The following is a 23405-nucleotide window of genomic DNA, read 5'->3' on the forward strand; positions in this document are numbered from 1 at the left end:
CAACGGATGCGATGGATGCGGCGGATGCGATGGATTCGGCGGATTCTGCGGATTCGGTGCCCTCGGCACGTGGTTCGGGCAGAGCGGACACAGCGGGCACCTCGGGCTCGGACGAACGGCGGGGGCGGACAGACGCCGTGGCGTCGCGCGCGCACCCGCACTCTACGGGCCGGTGGCCTGCGGATCCTCGCGAGGGTACCCATCTCGCCGCCCCTTGTTGCACACTATTCGCAACAGCATTCATCTGGCAGAAGGGGTGGCGATGACTTCTCCGATCGTGCTCGGTGTGGGACCGTCCTGCGCCCGGACGGTCCGGGCGGGGCATCCGCGCGCTGTCCCGTACGCGACGCAGAATCCGACCGCGCGGGCGGTGGCCGCGTGACGGACACCGAGGTGATCCAGGTACAGGTCTTCGCCGGGGGCGACGCCCTCCTCGCGCACACCCCGGCGCTGCGCTCGGTCTACGCGGCGGCGTTCTGCGTGCCGCCCTGGGGCGAGGACGAGGAGAGGGCGACGGAGTTCACCGACCGCCTCACCGCCGACGCGCGCCGCCCCGGATTCGGCGCGGCGCTGGCGTTCCGCGCCGGGGAACTGCTCGGTTTCGCGACCGGGTGGATCACCCCCGCCCCCTTCCCCGGCGACCGCTGCTACCCCCAGGTCGCCGCCGGGCTCGGCCCCGAGCGCACCGCCGACTGGCTGGTCGGCGCCCTGGAGATCGACGAACTCGCCGTCCGCCCCACCGCCCGGGGCACCGGGACGGCCGAGGCCCTGCTGCGGGCCCTCACCGCGACCGCCCCCGGCGGCCGTTGCTGGCTGCTGACCTCCGCGCAGGCCCCGCGCGCGATGTCGTTCTACCGCCGCCGGGGCTGGACCCAGGCCACCCATCCGTCCCCCGACGGCAAGGGCGTCGTCGTCTTCCTCGGCCCCGGCCACCCGGCCCGCGCCCTGGCGGCCCGGCCCTTGTGAGCGTCCACCTCCCGGGGCTGCGAACGGGTCGTCAGCCACGCCTGGGCCCAGTGGAGAGCGAGGAGCACCGCCGCGCGCTGTTCGCCCACTCCGGGGCCGGGCATGAGGGCGGGCCCACCGGCCGGGCCCCGGCGCCCCGATGACCCCGGCCGATGAACCCGGCCGGTGACCCCGGCCCCCGTTCAGGCCCGGCCGCAGCCGCAGTGCCGGTGGCGGCTGCCGTGGACGGTGGTGAGGGACGCGGTCCGGTTCTCGGCCGCCGGGACGGCGGCGGTGCGGGTGGCCGTCGCGCCGGTCGTGTCCGTCGCGTCCGCGTCGTACGCGCGCTGTCCGCCGATCAGGGTGAGCCGTACCCGGGTGTCGCTGATCTCGCGCACCGGGACGCGGGTCACATCCCGGTCCAGGACGACCAGGTCGGCGGCGAGACCGGGGGTGAGGCTGCCGGTCAGCCGGTCGAGGCGGAGCTGGTGGGCGGAGCCGGCGGTGTGCATCCGCAGGGCGGAGGCGCGGCTGAGGGCCTCGCGTTCGGGGTAGAGGGCGCCCTGTTCGGAGTCGGCTCCCTCGCGGTCCACGGCGGTGCGGATCTGGTTCCAGGAGTTGAGGGGGTCCACCGGCCAGTCCGAGCCGCCCGCGAGGGCCGCGCCCCGGCGTTCGAGGCTGCGGGCCGGGTAGAGCAGGCGGTGGCGGTCGGGGCCGAGGTAGGGGGCGAGGGCCTCCATGGTCCAGGTGTTGCGGGTCGCCCACTGGAGCTGCATGCACGCGACGACGTCCAGGCGCCGGAAGCGGGCATGGTCGTCGGGGTGGACGAGCTGGAGGTGGGCGACGGTGTGCCGGTTGCCGCGCCGGCCGTTGGCGCGCAGGGCGGTCTCGTAGCCGTCCAGGGCGGTGCGTACGGCACGGTCGCCGATGGCGTGGGCGTGCAGTTGCCAGCCCGCGCGGTCGAACACCGTGGCCAGTCGGCCGAACTCGGCGGAGGTGGCGTACAGGTCGCCCCGGTTGTCGGTGGGTCTGCCCTGCTCGTCGAGGTAGGGGCGGAGCAGGGCCGCGGTCTGCGCCGGGTACTCGATCACCCCGTCCAGGAAGACCTTGGCCACCCCGAAGTGGAGCCCGGCCACCTCGCGGTGACGGGCGCGCAGTTCGCGTACGTACGCCAGGGCCTCCGTCGGGTTCTTCACCTGCTCGGTCTCCAGGCGCAGGGCGGGGGCGATGCGCTGGAGGAGGCGGCCGGAGCGGGACAGGGCGGCGTAGGTGTCGAGGGAGGAGGGGGTGACCAGGGCGTCCAGGAAGGAGGTGATGCCCATCGCGGCGGCCTGCTGGAGGGTGCGGGCGCAGGCGGCGAGGAGCCGGGCCTCGTCGGGTCCGGGGATGTGACGGCGGACCAGGCCCTGGGCGTCGTCCTTGAGGAGGCCGGTCGGGGTGCCGTCGGCGGCGCGGACGATCTCGCCGCCGGGCGGGTCGGGGGTGGCGGCGGTGATCCCGGCGATATCCAGGGCGCGCCGGTTGACCCACATGTTGTGGCCGTCGTTGCCGATGAGGGCGACGGGGCGGCGGGTGGGGAGGGCGTCGAGGAGGGAGTGGTGGGGGACGGTTCCGGTGGGGAGCAGGCCGATGGGGTTCCAGTCCTCGGCGAGCAGCCAGCCGTCGGGTTCCTCGGCGGCGCTCTCGGCGAGGAACCCGCCCAGGATCTCCTGGAGTTGGGGCACGGTGAAGGAGGCGTGCTGGAGGGAGGGGTTGAGGGTGCGTTCGGCGGCGCCGAGGGGGTGGGCGTGGCCGTCGACGATGCCGCTCATGACGGTGGCGCCGCGCGCGTCGACGTAGTCGGTGTCCCGCCCCGCGAAGCGGCGTACGGCGGACGAGGTGCCGGTGGCGAGGACACGGCCGTCCCGGCCCACGGCGACCGCGTCGGCCGGGCGCCCGGAGGTGCGGGCGCCGGTCAGGACACGGGCGTTGTGGACGACCAGCGCGGCGGACCGGCGGGTCCTCGTCCCGGCGGTGGCGGCCGTGCTGGCGGTGGCGGGCCCGGCCGGGACGAGGGCCGCCGCCGCGCCCAGGCTCGCGGCGGCGACGAGCTGACGGCGGGAGAGCTGAGAGGTCATGGGTGGTCCCTACGATCGGCGGTGCTCCGCGAGACGAACGGCGCGCCCCCGGCACTCCGGGTGACGGATGTGGAGGTAACTGCGCGCCGGGTGGCGGATGTGAAGGAAGCCGCGCGCCGGTTGGCGGATGCGGAGGAAGCCGCGCTCCGGTTGGCGGATGGGGAGGTGGCTGCGCTCCGGTTGGCGGCCGGCGCGCTGCCGAGCATCCTTCGTGGTTAAGCCCATAACCACCAGCGCCCGAAATCATCGATATCCGTAGCGCTCTCCCCCTTCGGCCACGGATTCCGTACTCTGGGGCGCGTGCGCCGAACGACCATCGCCGATGTCGCCCGCGCGGCGGAGGTGTCCACCGCGACCGTCTCCCACGCCCTCAACGGCACCGGACGGCTCGCCCCGGCCACCCGGGTCCGGGTCCGCGCCCTCGCCTCGGCGCTCGGCTACGGCGACCGCGACCGGCCGCGTCCCGTCACCTCCCGCACCCTCGCCCTCGCGGTGACGACCTACGGCCCCGACCCCTGGGACTTCGCCTCGGTCGCTTTCTTCGCCCAGGCCATCGCCGCCGCGACGGCCGCCGCCCATGAACACGGCTACGCGCTGACCGCGCTGCCCTCCGCGCCCGCCGAGGAGTTGTGGGCGACGCTCCCGGTGGCGGGGGTCCTGCTCATCGACAGCCCGGCCGACGACCCGGTCGCCCGGATCCTGCGGGCGCGCGGGCTGCCGCTGGCCTTCGACGGCCGCCCCGCCGCGCTGCGCCCCGGTGAGGTGTGTGTCGACAACGACCACCGGGCGATGACCCATCAGGTCCTCGACCATCTCGCCGATCAGGGCGCCACCCGGATCGCCCTGATGGACGGCCGGGGCGCCGATCACTACACCCGCACCTGCCGCGCCGCCTACCTCGAATGGTGCGCCCGGCACGGCGTCCGGCCCCGCCCGCTGCCGATGCCCCCGCCCCTGGTGGAGGACCGGGGCCGCACCTACGACGCCGTCCTGTCCGGACCCGACCGGCCGGAGGCGGTGTACGGGATCTACGATCCGTGCGGCTGGCGGATCCTGGCGTCGGCCGAGCGGTGCGGACTGTCCGTCCCCGGTGATCTGCTGGTCGTCTGCGCCAGCGAGGACCCGGCCTACGCGCGGGGCACGCCCCCGGTGTCCACGGTGACCCTCGATCCGGGGCGCAGCGCGCGGGCGGCGGTCGGCGCCCTGGTCGATCTGATCGAGCGCCCCCGGCACCGCCCGCGCCCGGTGACCGTGACCGTGCCCGCCCGGCTCCGGATCAGGGCCACCTCGGTGCGGACGGCACAGCTCCCGGCGTCAGTGGAGCCCGGACCCGGTCACTCCCACTGATCCGGACCCGGTCACTCCCACTGATAGGGGAGGTACTTCCCGTCCAGGGTGACGACCACCCGGTCACCGGCCGGGTCCGGCACCCGCCGTACGTCGAGCCGGAAGTTGATCGCGCTCATGATGCCGTCGCCGCACTGCTCATGGATCAGCTCCTTGATCGTCGGCCCGTAGACCTGGACGATCTCGTAGAGCCGGTAGACGGTGGGGTCGACGGGGACCGCGGCGTCCAGGGCTCCCCGGGTCGGCTGGAGCCGGAAGGCGAGGGCGGCGTCGTCGCCGAGTTCGAGGAGGGCGGCGGCGGTGGCCGCCTCGTCCTTGCCCATGGGGTGCTGGCCCAGGAGGGCGGCGGTGGTCCAGGCGAGCGGTTTGCCCACCGCCTCGGCGAGCTGGGCCCAGGTGACCCCGGTCTTCACCTTGGCCTCACGAACCGCTTCGGCGGCTTCGCGCTTGCTGAGCATGTCCGTCTCCTTGACTGTGGGGGGCGGGTCTCGGTGGTACGGCTCAGTGGAGCTTCTCCGCGGTGGGGCTCGGTGATGCGTCCCAGCCCCATGTCTCAGTGACATGTCTCAGTGGTGGGTCTCATTGCTGGGTCTCCGTGGTGGGTCTCCGTGGTGGGTCTCTCCTGGGCCGGGGCGGACAGGATCCCTAGGGTTCGGTGGGACCGGGGGTGCGGAGGCCGTCCGGGGGGCGGGTGGTCGTGTAGGCGCGGCTCAGCCATCGCTGGAGGTGCGGCGCCTGCGCCAGCAGGTTGCGGTAGGTGCGGACGGCGTGGTGGTGCAGGGCCTCGGCGACGGGCGCCTCGACGGCCTCGCGGCGCCAGAGCAGCAGATGGCGCTGCCACAGCGGGTCTCCGGCCAGCGGCTTGACCAGCACTCCGGCGATGGGACGCAGGGTGGGCTGGACGGCGGTCACCCCCAGCCCCTTGGCGATCATCGACTGCAACTGGTCCAGCACATGGAACTCGTGCGTGCCCCGGGGCTGGAACCCGGCGGCCTCGCAGGCGTCGTAGAAGGCGCCGGGCCAGCCGACCCCGTCGTCGGCGGAGACGAACCAGGTGTCCTCGGACAGTTCCTCCAGCGGTACTTCGACCCGGTGCGCGAGAGGATGACCGGCGGGGATCGCGACGAAGACCGGGACGGTGCCGATGGCGCGGTGGGCCAGGGCGGCGGAGTGCCGGACCGGCAGCCCGGGGTAGTCGACACCCAGCGCGGCGTCCAGTTCGCCGGATTCCAGGAGCCTGAGGAGTTCCCCGGTGGCGTAGACGCTGGACACGGAGACGGTGAGGTCCGGGCAGGTGTCCCGGAGGGTGTCCAGCAGCATCGGCACGACCGGGGTGTTGGTGACACCGAGCCGCAGCGGCCCGGCCACCCCCGTCGCGGGGCCGCCCGGCGGCCGTCGTACGAGGGCGTCGGCGCGGGTGAGGATGTCGCGGGCCCGGCTCACCACGTCCGCGCCGTAGGCGGTCAGTTCCATGCCCGCGCTGCTGCGCACGAAGAGGCCCTCGCCGAGGAGCCGCTCGATCCGGCGGAGCTGGGTGCTGAGCGCGGGCTGGGTGAAGCCGAGGGCGACCGCAGCCCGGCCGACGCTCCCGGAATCCGCGATGGCGCACAGCACCCGCAGATGGCGCAGCTCCAGTTCCATCGGTACACCTCGACCCGGCCGAAGGGGGAAACGGCGTCCATTATGCGCGGGACGGCCGGGGCGGGAGGCGTCGGCACCTCCGCACCCCGGGCCGCGGCTCAGGGTGCCCCGGCCTCCGGGGCCGGAACACGGAGCGCCCCCGCCTCCGGGGCCGGAGCACGGAGCGCCCCCGCCTCGGACCGGAGCACAGGGCACCTGCATGTCCGCCCCAGCCACAGACACAGCCCCCGCCCCGCCCCCGCCCCACTCACCCCGCCCCCGCGTTATGACCACCCCCCACGTTCTCCTATGCCTCACCCCGTTGCCGAACCACCCCCACACCCCCACCATCGAGAACGCTCTTGCGCACGCGGGCGCGCCGGGGGCGCCAAGGTGTCGCGGGGCGATCGGTCCATGACGCGTACGACGCAGGATTCAGGAGGTGCCGGTGGCCGCCGAGACGGACGAGGGCACGCAGCGCAAGAACGGTCTCTATCGGGAGGTCAGCACCGAGCTGGCCGAGAACATGAGGCAGGGCTGGGCGGACACCGAGCGCCACGGCCTCACCCCGATCCCGCAGGCGGCGTACACCGCGCGCCGCAGGGCCCGGCTGTCCGCCCGCTTCCCGGGTGAGCTGCTCGTGATCCCGGCGGGGCGGGCGAAGGTCCGCGCCAATGACACGGCCTACCCCTTCCGGCCGTCCTCCGACTACGTCTATCTGACCGGCGACCAGTCGCAGGACGCCGTGCTGGTCCTGGAACCGGTGGCGCCCGGCGACGGCGGCGGGCACTGGGCGGTCGCCCATCTGCTGCCGCGCTCCGACCGGGACAACGGCGAGTTCTGGCTCGACTACCACGGCGAACTCTGGGACGGCCGCCGCAACAGCCTCACCGAGAACGAGCGGCTGCTCGGCCTGGACTGCGCCGATGTCCGCACCCTCGCCGACCGGCTCGCCACGGTCACCGGCCCGGTCCGGCTGCTCCGGGGCCTCGACAGCGGCATCGACACCGCCCTCACCGGGAGGTCGGCGGCCGGGGACGACGACGAGTTCCGCAGCGCGCTCTCCGGGATGCGGCTGGTGAAGGACGAGTTCGAGATCGCCGATCTCCGCTTCGCCTGCGAGGCGACCGCCCTGGGCTTCGAGGACGTGGTCCGGGTCCTGGCCGGGTCAGGGCCCACCTCGGAGCGGCGGATCGAGGGCACGTTCTTCACCCGGGCGCGGATCGAGGGCAATGACGTCGGCTACGCGTCGATCTGCGCGGCGGGACCGCACGCCACCACCCTGCACTGGGTCCGCAACGACGGCGAGGCCCGGCCGGGCGATCTGCTGCTGCTCGACGCCGGGGTCGAGACCCGCCACCTCTACACCGCCGACATCACCCGCACCCTCCCCGTAGACGGCCGCTTCACCCCCGTCCAGCGCAAGGTCTACGAGGCGGTGTACGCGGCCCAGGAGGCGGGCATCGCCGCCGTGAAGCCGGGTGCCGCGTACCGCGACTTCCACGACACCGCGCAACGGGTGCTGACCGAGCACCTGGCCGCCTGGGGCCTGTTCGGGGACCGGTCGGCGGAGGAGGCGTTCGCGCTCGGACTCCAGCGGCGCTGGACCCTGGCGGGCACCGGACACATGCTCGGCCTGGACGTCCACGACTGCTCCAGGGCCCGCACCGAGCTGTATGTCGACGGCACGCTGGAGCCGGGCATGGTCCTCACCGTCGAGCCGGGCCTCTACTTCCAGTCCGACGACCTGACCGTGCCCGAGGTGTACCGGGGCATCGGCGTCCGGATCGAGGACGACATCCTGGTGACCGCCGACGGCAACGAGAATCTCTCGGCCGGTTTGCCGAGGGAGGCGGACGAGGTGGAGCGGTGGATGGCACGGCTGCGCGCCTGACCCCCGCCCCGGCCGACCTCGCTCCCTCCCCGAGAGCCATGCCCGCCACATCCGCCACGACACAGGGAACCCAGCCATGAGAGAGCACAACGGCCCGCACGGCGGTGCGGGGCACCCCGGTGGCCCCTTCGGGGGCGGCTGGGCGGACACCGGCCGGACGCTGCCGCCGCTGCCGGGCGCGGCCTACGCGGCGAAGCGGCGCTCGGCGGTGTCGGAGCGGTTTCCCGGCGAGCGGATCGTGATTCCGGCGGGTGGGCCGAAGGTCAGGAGCAATGACTTCGACTACGCGTTCCGGCCGCACTCCGCGTTCGTCCATCTCACCGCCGAGCAGGGACCGGAGGCCGTTCCCGACAGCGTCCTCGTCCTCGAACCCACCGGCGGCGGCCACACCGTCACCCTGTTCACCCGGCCCCGTTCCCCGCGCGACGGCGGACCGCGCGGGACGGAGTTCCACAGCGACCGGCGGCACGGCGAGTTCTGGGTCGGCCGGCGCCGGACCCTCGCGGAGACCGCGGACGCCCTCGGCGTCGAGGCCGCCGCCCGCGACGACCTGGACCGGGCGCTGCGCCACGACGTGCCGACCCGGCTGCTGCGCGGCACGGACGCCCACCTCGACGCGCAACTGTCGACCGATCCCCGCGCCGACGCCGAACTCCTCACCTTCCTGGCGGAGTTGAGGATGGTGAAGGACGAGTGGGAGATCGGTCAGTTGCGGGCGGCCGTGGACTGCACGGTCGCCGGTTTCGAGGATGTGGTGGGTGAACTTCCGTACGCGACCCGGCTCGCGCGCGGGGAGCGCTGGATCGAGGGCACCTTCGGCCGGCGGGCCCGGCTCGGCGGGTACGGGCTGGGGTTCGACACCATCGCGGCGGCCGGGGCGCACGCCTGTGTCCTGCACTGGATGCGCAACGACGGCCCGGTGCGGGACGGCGATCTGCTCCTGCTGGACGCGGGCGTGGAGGCCGACTCCTTCTACACCGCCGACATCACCCGCACCCTGCCGGTCGGCGGGCGCTTCGGCGAGGTCCAGCGCCGGGCGTACGACCTGGTGTTCGCCGCCCAGTCGGCGGGCATCGCCGCGCTGCGCCCCGGTGCCCCGTACGGCGCCTTCCACGAGGCCGCGATGCTGGTCCTCGCGGAGGGCCTGGACGCCTGGGGGCTGCGGCCGTACGGCAGCACCGCCACGACGCCCCGGGCGGAGCTGTACCGGCGCTACACCGTGTGCGGCTCGGGTCACATGCTCGGCCTGGACTGCCATGACTGTGCCGCCGCCCGCAGCACCGCTTATCTCGACGGGGCGCTGGAGGCGGGTCAGGTACTGACCGTCGAACCCGGGCTGTACTTCCAGCCCGACGATCTCACCGTGCCCGAGGAACTGCGCGGTATCGGGGTGCGGATCGAGGACGATTTCGTCATCACGGCCGACGGGGCGGAGTGTCTGTCGGCCGGACTGCCCCGGAGCGCCGACGCGATCGAGAGCTGGATGGCCGACGCCCTGCCGTGATCGCTGGGGGGGTGGTGTTCAGGTGTCACTCCCGGCGCCGCACCGGGCTCGCGGACCGTCCGTCACAGCAACGTCACATTGTATAGTGGGAGGTTAATGGGCTGATCGGATTGAGGGACCTCGGAGGATCACGGATGCCTCATCTCGAACCGCAGGTGATCTCCGTGCAGACCCATCTGCGGGACCAGGTCGCCCATGCCCTCCGCGCCGCCCTCACCGCGGGTGAACTCCGCCCGGGGCTCATCTACTCGGCACCCACCCTGGCCGCGAAGCTCAGTGTCTCCGCCACCCCGGTGCGCGAGGCCATGCTGGACCTGGTCCGGGAGGGGCTGGTCGAGGCGGTGCGCAACAAGGGTTTCCGGGTCACCGAGATGACCGAGCAGGACCTGGACGAGTTCACCGAGATCCGGACGCTGATCGAGGTGCCCATGGTCGGGCGGGTCACCGCGACGGCGAGCGCGGAGCAGTTGGAGGCGCTGCGCCCGCTGGCCCGGCGGATCGTCACGGCGGCCGAGGAGCACGACGTCCTCAAGTACCTCGAAGCCGATCACCGGTTCCATCTGGAGCTGCTGGCGCTGGCCGGGAACCGTCATCTGGTGGATGTGGTGGCCGATCTGCGCAAGCGGTCCCGGCTGTTCGGCCTGGGCAGTCTCAACGAGACGGGGCGGCTGGTCGCCTCCGCGCAGGAGCATGTGGAGCTGCTCGATCTGATGGTGGCGGGCCGGGTGGAGCAGGCGGAGGAGTGCATGCGGCGCCATCTCTCCCATGTCCGCACCCTGTGGGCGGACGGCCGGTAGCCGCCGCTTCCGGCTGCCCTCGAACCCTGGGTCACCCCGTCCCGGGTGACTTGGCCAAGTAGCCCCGCTCAGGCGTCAACTCACCTGTCCCGTAAGCCGATTGGCCACTCCGGATTCAGCCGTATGACTTCCCTCTGACATGTCACCTGTGCAATGGTACATGTCACATCAGGTCGTGGTCATGTCAACTCTGCTCGGGCTTCACTCAGCGGTTGGCACCGGTCGTGCTCCCCCTGGATCGACGGCACGGCCCTCTCCCGGTCCACGGCCCTCTCCACCCCCATAGACCACACATCCCGTGGTCCCACCCCTCATGGGAGGCGTAGTGAGAACGTCATATGTCCGGCGCGGTCTGGGCGCGGCGCTGCCGCTGGCCCTGGCCGTCGTCATGGGTGCCGGTCTGCTGACCCAGCCGGCCAGCGCCCGGCCGGGAGCACCGGTGGCCTCCATACCCAGCGCCGCCGGAAGCGACCGGCAGGACGGTCCCCCGCCCGTCGCCGAGTCCGCCCCCGCCGACTCCGAGCATGTCGGGGACGGCAGGCTCAAGGTGTCCGAACTCCCGCCGCTCGCGGCGAGCAAGGACGCGCTCAGGGAGTCGTACGGCAGCCACGACGAGCTGCCGCTACGGCCTTCGAAGTCGGCGGAGTCCGCACCCGCGAAGTCTGCGGAATCGGCCCCGGCGAAGTCGGCGGAATCGGCGCCCGCGCAGTCGACGCGGTCCGCATCGGGAGCGAAGGCAGGGGCCGGGGCCGAGGCCGCCGCCTGTGCCGTCTCCGACTTCACCGGCCGTACCGGCAGCGCCCTGGTCCAGCAGATCAAGGCGTCCACCACCGACTGTGTGAACACCCTGTTCAGCCTCACCGGCAGCGACGCCTACGGGGCCTTCCGCGAGGCGCAGATGACGACCGTCGCCTACGCCCTGCGCGACGGCTCCGCCTCCTACCCGGGTGACGCCACCACCGGCATGCCCCAGCTCGTGCTGTTCCTGCGGGCCGGGTACTACGTCCAGTACTACAACTCCGCCGCCGTGGGCTCCTACGGCACCGGGCTCCAGACCGCGATCCGCTCCGGCCTGGACGCCTTCTTCGCCAGCCCGCGCTCGCGCGATGTCAGCGACGCCAACGGGGAGACCCTCGCCGAGGCCGTCACCCTGATCGACAGCGCAGAGGAGAACGCCCGCTATCTGTATGTCGTCAAGCGGCTGCTGGCCGACTACGACTCCACCTGGAACTCCTCCTGGTGGATGCTCAACGCGGTCAACAATGTGTACACGGTGACCTTCCGGGGCCATCAGGTGCCCGCGTTCGTGACGGCCGTCCAGTCCGACCCCAGTCTGATCGACGCCCTGTACTCCTTCGCGTCCGGTCATCTCTCGCTGCTGGGCACGGACCAGTCGTACCTGACCTCCAACGCGGGGCGGGAGCTGGGCCGGTTCCTCCAGCACTCGGCGCTGCGGACCAAGGTCCGTCCGCTGGCCGCCGGTCTGCTGAACTCCAGCTCCCTCAAGGGCACCACCGCCCCGCTCTGGGTCGGCGTGGCCGAGATGACCGACTACTACGACAAGGCCAACTGCTCGTACTACGGCACCTGCGACCTCCAGGGCCAGTTGGCGCGGGCGGTCCTGCCGGTGACGTACACCTGTAGCTCCAGCATCACCATCAAGGCGCAGCAGATGGCGTCCGCCGAGCTGTCCGCGAGCTGCGACAGCCTGCGCAGCCAGGACGCCTACTTCCACGGCATCGCCCGGGACAGCGGCCCGGTCGCCGGTGACAACAACACCACCATCGAGGTCGTCGTCTTCGACTCCAGCACCGACTACCAGACCTATGCCGGTGCCCTGTACGGCATCGACACCAACAACGGGGGCATGTACCTGGAGGGCGACCCGGCCGCCGCGGGCAACCAGGCCCGCTTCATCGCCTACGAGGCCGAGTGGCTGCGTCCGGAGTTCCAGATCTGGAACCTCAACCACGAGTACACCCACTACCTCGACGGCCGCTTCGACATGTACGGCGACTTCGGCGCCAACATCACCACCCCGACCATCTGGTGGATCGAGGGCTTCGCCGAGTACGTCTCCTACTCCTACCGCGGGGTGCCCTACACCGCGGCGATGACCGAGGCGGGCCGCAAGACCTACGCCCTGAGCACCCTCTTCTCCACCACCTACAGCCATGACACCACCCGGATCTACCGGTGGGGCTATCTCGCCACCCGGTACATGCTGGAGAAGCACCGCGCCGATATGGACACCGTGCTGGGCCATTACCGGGCCGGTAACTGGAGCGCCGCCCGCACCTATCTGACCAGCACCATCGGCACCCGCTACGACAGCGACTGGTACACCTGGCTGGCGGGCTGCGCGGCCGGTGACTGCGGCGGCGGCACCAACCCGCCCGGCAACCAGGCGCCCACCGCGGCGTTCACCACCGCCGTCCAGGATCTGTCGGTCACCTTCACCGACCAGTCGGCCGACTCCGACGGCACCATCGCCGCCCGGTCCTGGAACTTCGGTGACGGCACCACCTCCACCGCCACCCACCCCGTCAAGACCTACGCCGCCGCGGGCAGCTACCCGGTGACCCTGACCGTCACCGACAACAAGGGCGCCACGGCCACCGCCACCAGAACCGTCACCGTCAGCAGCGGCGGCGGCACCGTCACCGAGTGCACCGGCAGTGACATCCGGGAGCTGGGCCGGAACTGCCGGCGCAGCAACCAGTCCGCCACCACCGGGAACTACGCCTACCTCTATCTCTATGTCCCGGCCGGCACCACCCAGCTCAGGATCACCACCTCCGGCGGCACGGGTGACGCCGACCTCTACTACAGCGGCAGCGGCTGGCCCAGCACCACCAGCAGCACCCATCGCGCCACCGGCAGCGGCAACAGTCACACCCTGACCGTGACCAACCCGCCCGCGGGCGCCCAGTACATCAGCCTCCACGCGGTGAGCGGCTTCAGCGGCGTCACCGTCAGCACCAGTTACTGACCCCTGTCCCGAGGGCCCGGGGCGGCGCGCGCGGTACGGGGTCACCTCCGTACCGGCGTCCGTCCCGGGCCCGCCGCGCCGTCACTGTCCCTCACGCCTGGCGCAGCACCCGGAACCGGCCGGGGTCAGCCGGGTCCCGGTCGGCGACCTGGACCGGGGGCCGGGTCCACTGCCACACCCCGCTGCCCGGCGGGCGCGAGAACCCGATGCGGCCCCGGGTGCCGTCGACGGTGGTCCGGCCCCAGGACGCGGCGAGCCGGGCCCGGTCGGTGCCGTGGGCGCGGAGGGCGTCCGCGAGGACCAGGATCGAGTCGTAGCCCTCGAAGGCGACGAAGGACGGGGTGCCGGGGAGCTGTGAGCGCAGGGTGGCCGCGACGCGGGTGCCGAGGGGGGTGAGGCGCGGGGGCAGATAGCGCAGGAAGGGGATGCCGGTGCCGTCGGCGCCGAGCAGGGTCTGCCAGGCGGGCAGTTCCGGCTGGCCGGCCGGGGCGCCGAGGGTGAGGCCGGTCAGCCGTCTGTCGCGGCGGACGGCCCGGACGATCGGCACGGCGGGTTCCGGGTGTCCGACGAGAAGGAGCAGCGCGGTCGCGCCCTGGTCGGCGAGGGCGTCGCACAGGGCCTCGGGGGTGTGGGTGCGGGCGTCGAGGGCGGTGAGGGTGGCGCCGCGCGGGGCGAGGTGCTCGCGCAGGACCTGGGTTCCGGACTCCCAGTAGACGCCGGGGTCCGCGGTGACGGCGATGCGGCGGTGGCCCGCGTCGAGGAGGTGGTCGGCGTAGATCCGCCAGCCGTGGGACTGGGCCGGAGCGATGCGGGCCACCCGGTCCGTCGGCCGCTCGGTGAGGGGGTCGAGGACCGCCGACGAGCAGAGAAACGGCAGTCCGAGGGCGTCCGCGCGGGCCGCGGCGGTCCGGGCGACGACGCTGTGGTACTCGCCGACGACCGCGGGCACGCCCAGCCCGGCCAGTTCGTCCATCGCCGCGGCGGCCCGCCGGGGGTCGGCCGCGGTGTCCCGGACGAGGAGTTCCAGGGGCCTGCCGTCGATGCCGCCGCCGGTGTTGACATCCCGGATCGCGAGTTCCAGTCCGGCGAGGAGCTGCCGCCCGGCCTCGGTCCAGCCGGGCGGGGTCAGCGGGGCGAGAGCGCCGATCCGGACGGGGACTCCCCCGGGCCGTGTTTCCGTGGGTGCTGGGTTCTCATGGCTCGGCATGGCCGCCATTGCATCCACGGCCGTCGCCGTCCGGCAACCGATTAATCACCGGCCGCCCCGGGACTTGAGTCTGCCGTCGGCGCTGGCCAGCAGCATGTCCAGGGCGACCGGGTAGGCGCTGTGGTTCATGCGGGCGGCGAGCAGCGGGGCGGTCGCGGCGATGTGCGGATAGGTGTCGGGGGGCAGCCGGGCGTAGGTGGACTCCCACTGGCTCTCGTCGGAGGTGCGGGAGGTCTCGGTCAGGGCGAGGGCCCCGGCGTCCAGCGCGGCGAAGGCGAGGGACTGGTCGATGAAGGCGTGGAAGATCAGGACCGCGTCGGGGTCGGGGAACCCTGCGGTGCGCAGGATGCCGAGGACGGTCTCGTCGGCGGCGATCTCCCGGGGTCTGCCGGTCACCCGGCTCGCGGTGAGGACGGCGGCTTGGGGGTGGGCCAGATAGGCGCCGTGGATGCGCAGGCCGATCTCCCGCAGGTCGGTGCGCCAGTCGCCGGTGGGGGTCCAGCCGTCGAGGGCGCGGCCGATGAGTTCCTCGCCGATGGCGAGGGTGAGGCCGTCCATGCCGTCGAAGTACCGGTAGAGGGTGCTGGGGTCGGCGCCCAGGGCGGTGCCGAGGCGGCGGACGGTGAGGCCCGCGCTGCCGTGTTCGCGGAGCATGCGCAGGGCGGTGTCGACGATCAGCCGCTCGGACAGGACGGTGCCCTGCCGGGTGGGGCGGCGCCGCCTGCGGGCCGCTTCGGGGACGACGGGCTTGGCCATGCACACCTCCGAAGAACGGGTCGAACCGGTTGAACCGGTCGAACGGGGCCGCGCGGATTCGGCGGGGCCGCGCGCCCGGTCCCCTGCCGGTCCTCTTATGCCAACACCATTGACCTTACCTCCCGGGCCCGGCTTTCATCCCTCCCAGGGGCGCGGACCTGCGCGGACCCGGGAAGAGAGGGCTTCGTCATGCGTGTACTGCTGGTGGGTGCCGGTGGTGTCGGTACCGCGATCACCCGGATCGCGGCCCGCCGCGACTTCTTCGACCACTTCGTCGTCGCCGACTACGACCTCGCCCGCGCGGAGGCGGCGGTGGCGGCGGTGGGATCGGTGGCTTCGGCAGGGTCAGCGGGGCCGGCGACTGCGGTGGGATCGGCCGGGTCGGCGGGGTCGGTCGACGGGGCCGGGGGGCGCTTCTCCGCGCGCCGGATCGACGCCTCCGACCAGGACGCGGTCACCGCGCTGCTCACCGAGGAGCGGTGCGATGTGCTGCTGAACGCGACGGACCCGCGCTTTGTGATGCCGCTGTTCGAGGCGGCGCTGGCGGCGGGCAGCCACTATCTCGACATGGCGATGTCGCTCTCCCGGCCGCACCCCGAGCGGCCCTACGAGCGGTGCGGGGTCAAGCTGGGCGACGAGCAGTTCGCGCGGGCGGACGCCTGGGCGGCGTCGGGTCGGCTGGCGCTGGCCGGGATGGGGGTGGAGCCCGGTCTGTCGGATGTCTTCGCCCGGTACGCGGCGGAGGAGCTCTTCGACGAGATCGAGGAGATCGGCATCCGCGACGGCGCGAATCTGACGGTCGAGGGGTACGACTTCGCCCCGTCGTTCAGCATCTGGACGACGATCGAGGAGTGCCTCAATCCGCCGGTGGTGTACGAGCGGGAGCGGGGCTGGTTCACCACCGAGCCGTTCAGCGAGCCGGAGGTCTTCGACTTCCCCGAGGGCATCGGCCCCGTCGAGTGCGTCAACGTCGAGCACGAGGAGGTGCTGCTCGTACCGCGCTGGGTGGACGCCCGGCGGGTCACCTTCAAGTACGGGCTGGGCGACGACTTCATCGGCAAGCTGAAGACCCTGCACGCGCTCGGCCTGGACGCGACCGAGCCGGTGACGGTCCGGGGCGAGGACGGCACCCCGGTACGGGTCTCCCCGCGGGACGTGGTCGCCGCGTGCCTCCCCGACCCGGCGGCGCTCGGCTCCCGGATGACCGGCAAGACCTGCGCGGGCACCTGGGTCAAGGGCACCAGGGACGGCCGCCCGCGCGAGGTGTACCTGTACCACGTGGTCGACAACCAGTGGTCGATGCGGGAGTACGGTTCCCAGGCCGTGGTGTGGCAGACCGCGATCAACCCGGTTGTCGCCCTCGAACTCCTCGCCACCGGGGCCTGGTCCGGGACGGGCGTACTCGGCCCGGAGGCGCTCCCTCCGCGTCCCTTCCTCGATCTGCTCACCGCGTACGGCTCCCCGTGGGGGATCCGCGAGGACGGCACGGAGGCAGCCTCCACGGTGTGATGAGCGACGACGCCCGGCTGAACCGTCGGTGAGGAGCCGTCTGCCCGTTCCGGGCCGGGCGTTCCACGCCGGGGCGAGCGGGCGGGCGGCGGCGGTGGCTCCGGGGCGGTCACGGGCTGTCGCCGGTCCAGTCGAAGCGGCGGGGGTCGCCGGGGCGCGGGTCGTATATGGCCCGGCCGCCGACGCCGTGGCGCCCCAGGTCGGTGCGCAGGGTGGCGCCGGCCGCGATCTCGCCGGGGGTCCACCCGGTGATGTCCAGCAGCAGGCCGTCCAGCGGGCCGCCGATCAGATGGACGTAGACCTGCCCCGGCCGGACACCCGGGCGGTCGGGGTCCGTGCCGTAGACCCGGCCGCGCAGCAGTCGCTCCTCGTCGCTGTTCATCCCCCCAGCGTCGCAGCCGCCACTGACAATCGCCCGCCCGCCCACCGGACCGGAGCCACCCGGACGCGGCCGTAGCCGACCGGACTGTGGCCGGAACTCCCCCGTGCCCGAGGGCATCCAACCCCTCCCCGCGCGGGTCTCACAGGGCAAGCCCGCTCGCCCTGGAGGAACCGATGCACCGACGCCTCGTCATCTCCGCCGTCGTCACCGCCCTGTGCGGCGGAACCCTGATCGGCACCACCGCCCCCGCCTCGGCCGCCGCCGTCGACTGCCGCAAGGTGAAGTGCGTGGCGCTCACCTTCGACGACGGCCCCGTCGCCGACACCACCCGCCTGCTGACCCTCCTCAAGGACCACGGCGTCAAGGCGACCTTCTACCTGGTCGGCAAGAACGTGCAGCGCTACCCGGCCACCGCGCGCAACGCGTCCCGCGCCGGACACCAGATAGGCAACCACAGTTGGGACCACGCCGACCTGACCCGCCTCACCAGCGCGCAGATACGCTCCCAGCTCTCCCGCACCGACACCGCGATCAAGCAGGCCACCGGGATCAGGCCCACCACGATGCGCGCCCCGTACGGCGCCCACAACACCGCCGTCCGCCAGGCGTCCGACCGGCCGCTGGTGCACTGGAGCGTCGACACCCTGGACTGGAAGTACCGGGACCCGGCCCGCATCGTGCGCACGGTCAGGGACCAGACCAGGCCGGGGGACATCGTCCTGCTGCACGACATCCACCGGACGACCGTCAACGCGGTGCCGGACATCATCAAAACCCTCAAGGCCAAGGGGTTCCACTTCGTCACCGTCGACCAGCTCTTCGCACCGGCCAAGCTGCCCGCGGAGAAGGTGACGTACCACAACCGGGCCGCGTACCGCCCGTAGCCAGTCACGCCCTCCGGGCCCTCAGTCGGCCCCGTCCAGGACCAGCCACACCTCCGAGAACGCCAGCCCGTGGTCCCCGGTGACCGTCCCGCACGCGCAGCCCAACGTGAACGCACGCCAGTCGCAGCGCACCGTCCACGGGCCCGACCTGCCCCCGCACGCCGGGCAGGCGAACGTGTCGGCGGTCCAGACGGAGGGGGACGGTCTGCCGTAGTGACGGAAGCGGCCCTCGTGGACGACCGCCCAGGGCTCCGCGCGCGGGGTGAGCGGGACGGTCCCGGGCGGCAAGGGTGCCGCCAGTGTCCCGAACAGGTCGGCCAGCGGGCCGAGCAGGGCCTCGCCCGCCGCGGTCGGCGGGGTGGACGTACTCCCCGGGTACCGGGGGGCCGCTGCCGCGCGGGGCGGGTTGGGGAAGGGGTGCCAGGGCCGGAACGCCCGTGCCACCGCTGCCAGCAGGGCCGTCGCGGGCGGGCTGAGCGCGCCGCCGTCCAGATGGTGCAGTGTCGTGCGCAGGATCCGCTGGAGCCGGCGGTCGCGGTCGGTGGCGGCGAGCACGGACGTCCCCGCGCGGTCCGGGAGCCGGGCCGTCAGCCGGGTGCGGACGCCCGCCGCCGCGTCGGCGTCGGACTCGGCGGGACGCCACTCCCCGCTGGCCAGGAGCCGCCGGGCCGCGTCGACCGTCCGGCCGACACCGGGCGGGGCATCCACCGCGGGCGCCCCCGGACCGCTGTCACTCCCCACGCCGCTCCCCCTCCTGATCACTGCTCCTGAGCGCTGCTCCTGATCACCGCTATTCAACACCGCCCCTGAGCACCGCCCCGGCCGCACTTTCTGGCCAGCTACGCCCGTCCACCTGGCGTATTAGGCATTTTGTCAGTGGATTGCGCATCTATCGTGCTCAACTGGTGAGCAGTTGCGCACACAGGGTACGCGCATGCGCGGAAAGCGAGCGAAGGAACAGGATCGAGCAGCACGGCCGGGGCCGAGCACGCCCCGGGACGGCACGCACGACCGGCGGTGCCGTCATCGACGTACCGAGCGGAGGAGTTCTCCATGACGACCGTTCTTTTGGTCCACGCGGTGCCCCTGTGGCGGGCCTCGCTGGCCTGTCTGCTCAGTACGGACCCCCGGATCAGGGTACGGACCACGGACAAGGGCGGACTGCGCGGCTGCATGACGGAGTGTCCGGCGGAGGTGATCCTGGCCGACCTGGAGTGTCCGGACTCCATGGAGGTGCTGACCTTCATGGAGTCGCTGAGCCCCGCCTCCGACCACTCCCCCGCGCTGGTGGTGCTGGCGCGGGGCGACCGCGCCGGTGATCTGCGGCGGGCCGGTGACGCCGGGGCCGTCGGGTATGTCGACAAACTCGGCGCCGTGGAGCATCTGCCCGCCATCGTCCACAAGGTGGCGGGCGGCGGGCGGCACATCGACGAGTCGCTCGCCTTCGGTCTGCTGCGCGCCACCGAAGTGCCGCTCTCGCCGCGCGAGTTACGGGTCCTCGCCCTGGCCGCCGAGGGTGAGTCGGTCAGCTCGATAGCGAACGCGCTGCACCTGGCGAGCGGCACGGTACGGAACTATCTCGCGGCGGCGATCCGCAAGACCGGCGCCCGCAATCGGATGGACGCGATCCGGTTGTCCCGGGACTTCGGCTGGCTGTAGTGGGCCGGGGGCCCTCTGCCACGGGGTGCACCCCGGCAACTCCCTTCAGGCCCCACCCGATGGCCCGCCCGTTCTCGTCAGGCCCCGTCCCAGTGGCCCGCCAGTTCCCGGAACAGAGGTGAGCGGGTCAGGAGGTCGCCGGGGGTGCCGAGGTCGGTGTGCTCGCCGTCCAGGACCAGGACGCGGGGCGCGCGGCGGGCCGAGGTCAGGCGGTGGGCGATGACGACGAGGGTGTCCGCGCGGGCGGCGAGCGCCTGCTCCGCGCGGGCCTCGGCGGGCGGGTCCAGATGGCTGGTGGCCTCGTCGAGGATCAGCAGCGGCGCGGTCGCGACATGGGCCCGTGCCAGGGCGACGAGCTGCCCCTCGCCCCGGGACAGCCGACGCGGGTCGAAGGGGGTGTCGAGGCCGCCGAGCCGGTCCACCAGCGCCTCCAGGCCGATCGCCGTCACCGCCGCCGCGATGTCGGCGGGCGGGGCGGCGGGGCGGAGGTAGCGCAGATTGTCGCGGAGGGTGCCGGTGAGGACGTACGGCTGCTGCGGGAGCAGGGTGCGCAGGGCGGGGGCGCGGTGGGCGAGGGCGGGCGCGGGGCGGTCCTGCCAGCGGACCTCGCCCGCCGTGGGTGCGAGGACGCCCGCGAGGACCGCCGCGAGCGTGGACTTGCCGCTGCCGCTCGGTCCGACGACCGCCAGGTGGTCGCCCGGCCGCAGCAGCAGGTCCAGCCGGTCCAGGACGGGGCGGGCGCGCGGACCGTACGCGAAGGTGACGCCGCGGAGTTCGGCGTGGAGGGGGGCGGGACTGGGACTGCGTCGCGGGATGGGGGGCGGGAGGAGTTCGGGGGCGGGGGGCGGGGGCGGTTCGGGAGCAGGGGGCGGGGGCAGCTCGGGGGCGGGGGGTGTGAAGCGGTCCAGGACGACGATCAGGCGTCCGCCCGCCGCGCCCACCGCCGTCAGGAGGGCGTTCAGGGCGGGGGCCAGGGATGCCGTCAGATAGGTGAAGGCGCCCAGGAGTTCGCCGGTGGTGACTCCGCTGCGGGTGAGCCAGGGGGCGGCGGCGAGCAGGGTCAGGGGCGGGAGGCGTTCGGCGACGGCGAGGGCGACGACCCGGGCCGCCGACCAGCGGGCGAGGGCGCGGGCCGCGCGGGTCTGCCGGGCGGTGAGGTCGGCCGCCCGTCGGGCCGTCGGTCCGGCCGCGCCCGCCGCCGCGATGTCCCGCAGGCCCCCGGCGGTCTGCCCGAGGTGGGCGGCGTACTCCTCGTCCAGGTCGAGGCAGGCGCGCTGGCGGGCGCCCATCGGGGCCAGGGTCGCCAGGAACAGGGCCGCGCCCAGCAGCAGCGGGGGCAGGACGGCCAGCAGGAGGCCCGGCGCGAGGGCCGCCAGCCCGGCCAGCGCCCCGGCGGCGGTGAACACGAAGCCCCGGGCGGCCAGCACCAGCCCCGCCCAGCCGTCCCGGGCGGTCTCGCTCTGCTGGGTGACCTGCGCGAGCGCGCGGGCCGCCGTCGCCGGACCGCCCGTGCCGCCCTCGCCGAGCGCCCGTCGCACCGCCCTGCGCACCAGCCCGTCCCGCAACGGCTCCACCAGGTCGGCGAGGCGGGCGAAGACACCCCGGGTGGCGAGGAACGCCGGGATCAGGGCGAGGGCGGCGAGCGCCAGCCAGAGCAGGCCGGTGGCGGGGTCGGCGGTGAGGAAGCCGTCGTCGAGGGCGCGGGCGACGGCGTACCCGCCGGTGAAGGTCTGTCCGGCCTCCAGCAGTGACCAGCCGCCGAGCCGCACCAGCGCCCCCCTGCGGGCCCGGAGATACGGGCGCCCCTCCCGGACCACCCGGCGCAGCGCCCCCGTCTCACCCCCCTCACCCCCCTCCCTCACCTCACGCACCTCACTCATCGACGGCCGCCCCGAACAGGGCCCGGTACTCCGGGTCCCGCCACAGCTCGCGGTGCCGCCCGGCCGCCCGGACCGCGCCGTCCGCCAGCCAGATCACCTGGTCCGCGGCGGCGGCCGTGGCGGCGCGGTGGGTGACGATCAGACGGGTGCAGGTTCCGGCGCGGCGGGCGAGGGCGCGGTGGACGCGGTGTTCGGTGACCGTGTCGAGGCTGGAGGTGGCGTCGTCCAGGACGAGCAGCCGCGCGTCCCGTGCGAACGCCCGCGCCAGCCCCAGGCGCTGGTGCTCGCCGCCGGAGAGCGGGGCGTCGGCAAGGGGGGTGGCGGGGCCGAGGGGGAGCCGGTCGACGTGGTCGGTGACGCAGGCGTCCCGGAGCGCCGCCGTCAGCCGGTCCGGGCCGGGGCGAGTGGGGCCCGCCGTGACCGTGTCCGCCACGGTCGTGCCGAGCGGCGCGGGGCGGGCGAAGGCGTAGGCGACGGCCCGGCGCAGGGGTTCGGGGGCGACGGCGGTGAGGGGGACGCCGTCCAGGAGCACGGTCCCGGCGTCCGGGTCGGCCAGCCGCCCGGCGACGGCGGCCACCAGGGACTTCCCGGCGCCGGAGCGGCCCACGAGGGCGGCGCAGGTCCCGCCCGGCACGGTGAACGACACCCCGGTCAGCAGCCGTCGTCCCGCCCCCCGCACCTCGACGTCCCGCAGCTCCAGCGTCCCGGCCCCGCCCGGCGGCAGTACGCGCCCGTGATGGGGCACGGCGGGCAGGGCGAGCAGCGGCTCCAGGCGGCGGGCGGCGCTGCGGCCCCGGGCGATGCCGCTGAGGGCGCCGGTGAGGACACCGACCCCGACCGCGAGGACGGCGTAGCGGGCGGCGGCGAGCAGGTCGCCGACGCTCAACGCGCCCGCGGCGGTGCGGAGTCCGGCGACGGCGAGGACCAGCAGGCCGAGCAGCGGCAGCAGGACGGCCGCCCCGGCGGCGGCGCGGCCGTGGATGTCCCAGGTGCGGCGCCCGTGCGCGGCGAGGCGGCCGAGGGGTTCGGTGATCCGGGCGTGTTCGCGGGCGGCGGTCCCGGCGGCCCGTACGGTCGCCGCGCCGTCCAGGACCTCGGTGAGGCGGGTGGCGATGAGGGCCTGTTCGCGCTGGTAGTCGGCGGCGGTGACGGAGGTGCGGCGGACCAGGAGGCGCAGCAGCACCAGCAGGGCCGGGAATCCGGCGAGCAGGGCGAGGCCGGTCCAGGGGTCGACGGCGAACAGCGCGACGGTCGCGCCGGCCGGTACCAGCACTCCGGCGACCGTCTGCGCGACGGCGACGGGCACCGTGGCGGCCTCGGCGGCGTTGGCCGTGAGCCGGGTGGTGAGGTCGCCCGGCGCGTGGGCGCTCGCGCGGCGGGCCTCGGTCCGCAGCAGCCGGTCCAGCAGCACCCCCCGCAGGTGGGCGGCGCGTTCGGCGGTCCCGGTGGCGCCGAGCAGGGCGGCCAGGGCGTCGAATCCGGCCTCGGCGGCGGTCAGGGCGGCGCAGAGGGCCAGCGCGGACCAGGGGAGGCGGCCGTCGGCCACGATCCGGTCCAGCGTGGCGCCGAGGGCGGCGGGCAGGGCGAGCGCGGCGAGGGCTCCCCCGGTGGCGCACAGGACGAGGAGCACGGGCAGGCGCGAGGGCGGGCGGGGCGGAGGTGACGGGACCGGCCCCGGAGCGAGTCCGGGGCCGGTCCGTACCGCCTGGTGGGTCAGCGGTCGAGTCACTCGGCGTGCCGAGAGCGGGCGGTCGCGCTCAGAAGCACTGGATGAGGCTGACGGAGCTGCCCTGGCAGAGCAGCAGGCTCGCGCTGCTGACGCTCTCCAGGTCGCCCACCGCCTGCTCCTCGGCGGACTCGGCGATCTCCAGGCTCTGCAGGTCGAGAAGGGCCATGATGTGCTCCTTTTCAT

The 23405-nt window shown here is 73.9% G+C and carries 19 protein-coding genes; 9 read left to right on the top strand and 10 right to left on the bottom strand.

What is annotated here, in order from left to right:
- Positions 1-378: 378 nt before the first annotated feature.
- Positions 379-966, top strand: a complete 588-nt coding sequence (locus AB0O01_RS02210) for a GNAT family N-acetyltransferase (protein WP_365310069.1) — start codon at positions 379-381, stop codon at positions 964-966.
- 182 nt (positions 967-1148) lie between these two features.
- Here AB0O01_RS02210 and AB0O01_RS02215 read toward each other — a convergent pair whose 3' ends face one another.
- Positions 1149-3062, bottom strand: coding sequence for an amidohydrolase (locus AB0O01_RS02215; protein ID WP_365310071.1), 1914 nt, complete (start codon positions 3060-3062; stop codon positions 1149-1151).
- A gap of 300 nt (positions 3063-3362) precedes the next feature.
- On the opposite strand from AB0O01_RS02215, the gene AB0O01_RS02220 reads away from it, so the two are divergent.
- A complete protein-coding gene (locus AB0O01_RS02220; RefSeq protein ID WP_365310073.1) occupies positions 3363-4409 on the top strand; it encodes a LacI family DNA-binding transcriptional regulator in 1047 nt (348 codons plus the stop codon).
- An 11-nt stretch (positions 4410-4420) separates the two neighbouring features.
- Here the strand turns inward: AB0O01_RS02220 and cynS are convergent, their stop codons facing one another.
- Positions 4421-4867 carry a cyanase gene (gene cynS / locus AB0O01_RS02225; protein WP_365310075.1) on the bottom strand — a complete coding sequence of 149 codons (447 nt, stop codon included), beginning with the start codon at positions 4865-4867 and terminating at the stop codon, positions 4421-4423.
- A 187-nt stretch (positions 4868-5054) separates the two neighbouring features.
- Complete coding sequence (locus AB0O01_RS02230) at positions 5055-6050, bottom strand: LysR family transcriptional regulator (protein WP_365310077.1); 996 nt, start codon at positions 6048-6050, stop codon at positions 5055-5057.
- A gap of 427 nt (positions 6051-6477) precedes the next feature.
- Here AB0O01_RS02230 and AB0O01_RS02235 point away from each other — a divergent pair, with 427 nt between their 5' ends.
- The 4 genes from AB0O01_RS02235 (at position 6478) to AB0O01_RS02250 (ending at position 13216) form a co-directional block, all read left to right on the top strand.
- Positions 6478-7923 (top strand): aminopeptidase P family protein, encoded by a 1446-nt coding sequence (locus AB0O01_RS02235; RefSeq protein WP_365310079.1) that lies wholly within the window; start codon positions 6478-6480, stop codon positions 7921-7923.
- Between the two features lie 76 nt (positions 7924-7999).
- A complete protein-coding gene (locus AB0O01_RS02240; protein ID WP_365310081.1) occupies positions 8000-9427 on the top strand; it encodes an aminopeptidase P family protein in 1428 nt (475 codons plus the stop codon).
- Between the two features lie 134 nt (positions 9428-9561).
- A complete protein-coding gene (locus AB0O01_RS02245) occupies positions 9562-10224 on the top strand; it encodes a GntR family transcriptional regulator (RefSeq protein WP_365310083.1) in 663 nt (220 codons plus the stop codon).
- A gap of 313 nt (positions 10225-10537) precedes the next feature.
- Entirely contained in the window at positions 10538-13216 is a 2679-nt protein-coding gene (locus AB0O01_RS02250; protein ID WP_365310085.1) for a collagenase, read from the top strand.
- A 91-nt stretch (positions 13217-13307) separates the two neighbouring features.
- Here the strand turns inward: AB0O01_RS02250 and AB0O01_RS02255 are convergent, their stop codons facing one another.
- A complete protein-coding gene (locus tag AB0O01_RS02255; RefSeq protein WP_365310087.1) occupies positions 13308-14423 on the bottom strand; it encodes an ABC transporter substrate-binding protein in 1116 nt (371 codons plus the stop codon).
- 45 nt (positions 14424-14468) lie between these two features.
- On the bottom strand, positions 14469-15179 hold the full coding sequence (locus AB0O01_RS02260) for a TetR/AcrR family transcriptional regulator (RefSeq protein ID WP_365310089.1): 711 nt from the start codon (positions 15177-15179) through the stop codon (positions 14469-14471).
- A 189-nt stretch (positions 15180-15368) separates the two neighbouring features.
- Between AB0O01_RS02260 and AB0O01_RS02265 the strand changes: the two genes are divergently transcribed.
- Positions 15369-16688 (top strand): saccharopine dehydrogenase C-terminal domain-containing protein, encoded by a 1320-nt coding sequence (locus AB0O01_RS02265; protein ID WP_365310091.1) that lies wholly within the window; start codon positions 15369-15371, stop codon positions 16686-16688.
- Positions 16689-16797: 109 nt separating this feature from the next.
- On the opposite strand, the gene AB0O01_RS02270 is transcribed toward AB0O01_RS02265, so the two are convergent.
- The gene (locus tag AB0O01_RS02270) at positions 16798-17070 is read right to left on the bottom strand and encodes a hypothetical protein (protein WP_365310093.1); all 273 of its coding nucleotides are present in this window, start codon (positions 17068-17070) and stop codon (positions 16798-16800) included.
- Positions 17071-17243: 173 nt separating this feature from the next.
- Here AB0O01_RS02270 and AB0O01_RS02275 point away from each other — a divergent pair, with 173 nt between their 5' ends.
- A complete protein-coding gene (locus tag AB0O01_RS02275) occupies positions 17244-17954 on the top strand; it encodes a polysaccharide deacetylase family protein (RefSeq protein WP_365310095.1) in 711 nt (236 codons plus the stop codon).
- Positions 17955-17975: 21 nt separating this feature from the next.
- Here AB0O01_RS02275 and AB0O01_RS02280 read toward each other — a convergent pair whose 3' ends face one another.
- Positions 17976-18695 (bottom strand): hypothetical protein, encoded by a 720-nt coding sequence (locus AB0O01_RS02280; RefSeq protein ID WP_365310097.1) that lies wholly within the window; start codon positions 18693-18695, stop codon positions 17976-17978.
- A 312-nt stretch (positions 18696-19007) separates the two neighbouring features.
- Between AB0O01_RS02280 and AB0O01_RS02285 the strand changes: the two genes are divergently transcribed.
- The gene (locus AB0O01_RS02285; protein WP_365310099.1) at positions 19008-19613 is read left to right on the top strand and encodes a response regulator transcription factor; all 606 of its coding nucleotides are present in this window, start codon (positions 19008-19010) and stop codon (positions 19611-19613) included.
- Between the two features lie 77 nt (positions 19614-19690).
- Here the strand turns inward: AB0O01_RS02285 and AB0O01_RS02290 are convergent, their stop codons facing one another.
- From AB0O01_RS02290 to AB0O01_RS02300, 3 genes are read right to left on the bottom strand one after another with little or no spacing between them, the layout of a single operon-like run.
- Positions 19691-21493: an ATP-binding cassette domain-containing protein gene (locus AB0O01_RS02290; RefSeq protein WP_365310101.1), complete on the bottom strand. Its 1803-nt coding sequence runs from the start codon at positions 21491-21493 to the stop codon at positions 19691-19693.
- Positions 21486-23222 carry an ABC transporter ATP-binding protein gene (locus tag AB0O01_RS02295; RefSeq protein WP_365310103.1) on the bottom strand — a complete coding sequence of 579 codons (1737 nt, stop codon included), beginning with the start codon at positions 23220-23222 and terminating at the stop codon, positions 21486-21488. Before AB0O01_RS02295 ends, AB0O01_RS02290 begins: the two co-directional genes overlap by 8 nt.
- 28 nt (positions 23223-23250) lie before the next feature.
- On the bottom strand, positions 23251-23388 hold the full coding sequence (locus tag AB0O01_RS02300; protein ID WP_365310105.1) for a SapB/AmfS family lanthipeptide: 138 nt from the start codon (positions 23386-23388) through the stop codon (positions 23251-23253).
- Positions 23389-23405 lie beyond the last annotated feature (17 nt).

It is taken from the genome of Streptomyces sp. NPDC093252, from assembly GCF_040683675.1.
In the GTDB taxonomy this organism is placed as follows: Bacteria; Actinomycetota; Actinomycetes; order Streptomycetales; family Streptomycetaceae; genus Streptomyces.